Raw genomic sequence first — 4,902 nt, 5'->3', positions numbered from 1 at the left:
TGCAGAAGGCCACTAGAACAGTCCAGTTCATAGTGGCCTTAGTTTTTGCTTTCTAGCTCGGAATGTCTAGGTGGCAACTTGAGTTACTATAACGCCTCCATCAAGAGACGCCCAAGCACAAGGATACCCCCTTTGGCACACATTGCACGGGGAAAGGTGTCCTGCCGACTTCTATCGCGCAAGGCCATACCCGCACGAATCAAACCTATTTTGTCTGGCCCTGGTTGTTGCGGTCTGGCCTGGCTTTATTGGTGGCAGTGTGTTCAGGATAGCGGGGTTGAGACCTACCTGTGCTATGGGCCTGGAGAACAGGTCTGGGCGATTTGACAGGCCGCACTTTAGGCCAGCCCGATGTAACCTAAATACCACTGCACGATGGCCTTTCCGTAAAAGAAAGCAACCAGCCCGCCTATTGCCAGGTAAGGCCCAAAAGGAATTTGGTTGTCGTCGCCAAACCGCCGCATGATTGAGCCAATGATGGCTCCAGTAAATACAGCGATAAAAACTGCCACCATCAGGCTGCTAAAGCCCAACCAGACTCCCAAAAACCCTGCCAGTACCACGTCGCCATAACCCATAACGCTCACGTAGCCCCCAGGGTTTTCCTCAGCAGGTGCGGGCTCAGTCTTGTCGGATGGGTTGCGAAGCCACCAGTACAGCATTCCAGCCAAGGCCATGCCACCGGCGCTGACCAGCATTCCTCGCAGGCTTTCCAGTGGCGATAGGCCCAGCAGCCAGGCCACGATGGGAGCAAACGCCCCAAGGCCGAGGGTCAGGCTGTCGTGCAGGGCAAACACCTTGCCAGTGCGGGCATTGAGCGAGGCGTTGAGCAAGCCCACCACAATGCCCAGCCCCCCCAGCCAGGTGCCACCCAAGGTGCCCAGCATCCCTCCCCAGGCACCCACCATGGCTGCCAGATGCACCAGATGCACGCCAAACGGGCCTTCGCGGGGGCCATCTTTAAAGCGGTTGTATAGCCATCCGCCATAGCCCGCAAATAGGGCCACCAAACCAGCCCCCATCAAGCCGCCGTCTATTGCTGTTTGGAAGTTTTGGGGGAAACCCAGTAAGCCAGCCCCCAGCAAACCCAGGAAAATCCCCCCATAGTTGAGCGAGTTGGGCAGGGTTTTGGTGTCAATATCAATAAACGCGAGTGCAATCAACAAGGCGATGAAGGCCCATATAAAGACCAGCTCGGGAAAAACAGGGCGCAGCAGGGCGGCTACGCCAAAAAGAACTGCCGTCAGGCCCTCCACAGCCGGATAACGCAGTGGGATTGGGTGCTTGCAGTTTTTGCACCTGCCCCCCTGCACAACCCACGAAACAATCGGCACCAGCTCGAGGGGGGAGAGCGCATGCCCGCAGTGGGGGCAGCGGGAGCGGGGCCACACCACCGATATGCCCGCTGGAACCCGATAAATCACGACATTAAGAAACGAACCAATCAGGCTTCCGAGCAGGAGGGCAAAAACCACAAGGAGGGACAGGGGTAATAACTCCACCCCGCTATTGTAAGAGAAGGGGCACTGGATGGCTTGTGATGTGTATGGTTCCAATCCACCCAGCAGCGCCACTATGTCAAAAGATGCGCCGGAGCAGGGAAGGGGTTTGCTTACCCGCAGCAGTGCATGGTGGCAAACCAGAGGCTTGCGCGGTAAGGTTGGAGCAGTGGCTGGCCTGTATGACCCGACTGAAGCGATTCGGACACAGGGGGAAGAAGGCAGGTACCGGCTCTGCTTTTCTGGGCCCTTGCCTGCATCTTTGTGCAGGGGGAGCCCGCATAGATAGAACGCTTCTTATATGAATCACCCTGCTTTGATGCTCAAGAGCCCATTGTTGCAAGTGCCGCACGGCTTTACCACCCGTGAGGGTGGGGTCTCACCTGCACCTTTCGATAGCCTCAACCTGGGCATTTCCACGGCCGATAGCCCCGATTGTGTACTGGAAAACCGCCGACGGGTTCTGGCGGCTTTTGGCAACCCGCCTGTGGTGGCATTAAGTCAAGTGCATGGCAATCAGGTGCATGTGGTTGAGACAGCCGGAGACCAGGAGGGCGATGGGGTGCTTACATCCACGCCAGGGTTGCTGCTGCGGGTTACTGTGGCCGATTGCTACCCTATCTTATTGCACGACCCGGTGCGGCAGGTGGTGGGGGCGCTGCACGCAGGCTGGCGTGGGGTGGTTTTGGGTATATTGCCGCGGGCTCTTGAGCTGATGCGAGCCCGGTATGGCTCGAGCCCAAAAGATATTCGTGTGGCGGTGGGGCCTGGTATTAGCGGCCCCAACTTCCAGGTGGGGCCGGAGGTGCTCGAGCAGTTCGAACGCCAAGACCTGGCCTTTGCCTGGCCCGACCCAGAGCACTCCGGCAGATACCGGCTCGACCTCGAGCGAGCCATACGTACCCAGGCCCAGAGGGCTGGCATTAACCCCCAGCACTACTGGGCGCTGGGGCGCTGTACCTATGCCGACCCGGTTTTCTTTTCCCACCGGCGTGATAGGGGTCAGACCGGGCGGATGTGGGCTTTGATTATGCTGCCAAGTCAGTAAGAGAAAGGGTGCTGGCCCCCACCGGAAAAGCCATTTGATTGAGTGGGCTTTGTTCTTCAGTCTTACAAAAGTTTTCGTTACACTAAAGCTGTGCTTAAGCCTGGGGCCCAGCTTAACTCGGTTACCGAAATTACCCCTGCCTGGCTTCAGAAGCGGGGTTTGAAGGCTGTGCTGCTCGACCTGGATAACACCCTGGTGCCCTATAAGACCTACGGCGAGGCGCCCGAGGGCCTGCTGGCATGGCTACAAAGCCTTAAAAATGCTGGTATTCCGATAATGCTCGTCTCCAATGCCAGCCCCTGGCGGGTACGTTACTGGTGTAAAAAGCTGGGAATTCCAGGTTTTGGCCCGGCAGGAAAGCCCTGGTTTGGATTTCGCAAGGCCCTGAGGCGGCTGGGCCTGCCGCCCCGCCAGGTGGTGGTGGTGGGTGATCAGCTTTTTGCTGACGTGCTGGGGGGAAATCTGGCTGGGATGTATACCGTGCTGGTTCCCCCGCTTTCGCAAAACGAGCTGGGGTATACCCGGATGGTGCGAAAACTTGAGCGCTGGGTGCTGCAAAACCCCAACTTCAGATGCACCCCGGGAGCCAATGAGGAATTTGACCCAAAAGATTTCTGCCAAAACTCCACAATAAGCAAAGACTAGGAGGAAGCGAAGCGATGCCTTATGTTAGCCTGGTAAATAACCCGATGATCTGGTTCATTAAATGGCATTCCATTACTGGCTCTGGCATTAACAGCTTCGAGTAGGAGGACGGGTCGAATGGCGAATGTCTTAACCATTGGCGATAAAAGACTGGGCGCGGCCCTGCTGGATATGGGCCTGTTGGGCGATGAAGAACTCCAGCGGGCGCTCGAGCAACACCGTGAAGTAGGGGGCAATCTTTCGGAGATTATTGTCGAGCTGGGGCTACTTTCCGAACGTCGTATTGCCCAGGCCATCGAGGAAGCCTTTGGTATCCCGCTGGTAGAACTGGTGGGAATGGAGATTTCTCCCGAGGCCAAATCGCTCATCCCGGCGGAGCGGGCCAAAGACCTGGGGGCCATTCCCTTTAGCGTGGAGGGCGGTACCCTGCGGGTGGCCCTGTTGAACCCCCTGGACAACCTGGTGCTTGAAGAGCTCGAGGATCTCACCAACCAGATTATTGAGCCTTACCTGACCACACAGTCTTCCTTCCGCTACGCCCTGGCCCTGCACTATCCTGAGCTGGGCTTGCCGGTGCCCCCGCCGCCTACGGCTGTGTCTCCAGGTGAGATCCAGCTTGGTGAAATCCTGGTAAACAAGGGCTGGCTGAGCCGAGAAGACCTCGAGGCGGCCCTGGTCGAGCAGGAAAAAACCGGTGAGCTTTTGGGCCGTTTGCTTACCCATAAATATGGCTTATCTGAGGAAAAGCTTTACCAGGCCCTGGCCGAGCAGGCCAATATTGAGTTCAGGACAGAACTAGACGACCTCGAGTTTCAACAGGAAGTCTCAGCCTTTTTGTTGCGCCCCGACGCCCTGCGCTATCAAGCGGTACCGGTTCGCCAGGATGGACAGCAGGTGTTGGTGGTGCTGGCCGATCCCCGTCATCGCCATGCCGTGACCCAGCTAATTGAGCGCCCAACGAAGTTCATCCTCACCCTGCCCAGGGTCTGGGAAACCCTATTTGGCAAGGCCTACCCCGAGAAAAGCCGCCTGGGCGAAGCCCTGGTGCAGGAGGGCAAGCTGGGCCGTGCGGCGCTCCAGGATGCCCTTTCGGTACAGCGCCGCATGGGCAAAACCCGGCCTCTGGGCGAGGTGCTGGTGGAGCTGGGGTACGTTAGCGCCCAGGATGTGGAAGAGGCCCTCTCCAGGCAGCGGCAGGGTGGTGGACGCCTGGAAGACACCCTGGTGCAGTCGGGCAAGATCAAGCCCGAGATGCTGGCAAAAAGCCTGGCCACCCAGCTTGGCTACCCCTACATCGACCCCACCGACTCCCCCCCCGATCCCTCGGTGCTCACCATGGTGCCCGAATCCACCGTTCGGCGCTACACCATCTTCCCCCACCACCTCGAGGGCAACACCCTGGTGGTTTTGATGAAAGACCCCCGCAACATCCTGGCCATCGATGACCTGCGCATGATTACCAAGCGTGACATCATGCCTGCGGTGTCGGCGGAGGCCGCCATCAGCAAGCTAATCGAGCGTTTTTACGGGGGCACCACCGGGGTCGAGGAACTCGCCCGGGAGTTTGAGGGCAAAAAGAAGGAAGAAGACGCCGCCGATACCAGTGCCCTCGACGACAACGCGGTGGTCAAGCTGGTTAACTCAAAACTTGCACCTCTTGCATAGCCTGCATAAACCTGCTTTTCCTCTCACTTCATCCGGCGGTGGGTG

At 58.1% G+C, this 4,902-nt stretch carries 3 protein-coding genes and 1 pseudogene; 3 read left to right on the top strand and 1 reads right to left on the bottom strand.

Going from position 1 to position 4,902, the window contains the following annotated elements; all coding sequences use genetic code 11:
• Positions 1-338 precede the first annotated feature (338 nt).
• The gene (locus tag ABWU19_RS14250) at positions 339-1,502 is read right to left on the bottom strand and encodes a prepilin peptidase (RefSeq protein ID WP_435902319.1); all 1,164 of its coding nucleotides are present in this window, start codon (positions 1,500-1,502) and stop codon (positions 339-341) included.
• Between the two features lie 298 nt (positions 1,503-1,800).
• Here ABWU19_RS14250 and pgeF point away from each other — a divergent pair, with 298 nt between their 5' ends.
• From pgeF to ABWU19_RS14235, 3 genes and pseudogenes are all read left to right on the top strand, one after another.
• Entirely contained in the window at positions 1,801-2,547 is a 747-nt protein-coding gene (gene pgeF, locus ABWU19_RS14245; protein ID WP_435902318.1) for a peptidoglycan editing factor PgeF, read from the top strand.
• Between the two features lie 90 nt (positions 2,548-2,637).
• A complete protein-coding gene (locus ABWU19_RS14240) occupies positions 2,638-3,192 on the top strand; it encodes a YqeG family HAD IIIA-type phosphatase (RefSeq protein ID WP_435902317.1) in 555 nt (184 codons plus the stop codon).
• A gap of 117 nt (positions 3,193-3,309) precedes the next feature.
• A pseudogene (locus tag ABWU19_RS14235) lies at positions 3,310-4,830 on the top strand (type II/IV secretion system protein); the annotation flags it as partial.
• Positions 4,831-4,902 lie beyond the last annotated feature (72 nt).

Origin of the sequence: Meiothermus cerbereus (genome assembly GCF_051297115.1) — a bacterium.
Classification (GTDB): domain Bacteria; phylum Deinococcota; class Deinococci; order Deinococcales; family Thermaceae; genus Meiothermus; species Meiothermus cerbereus_A.
The sequence above is the reverse complement of the archived record's forward strand: the minus strand, read 5'-3'. Positions and strand labels throughout refer to the sequence as shown.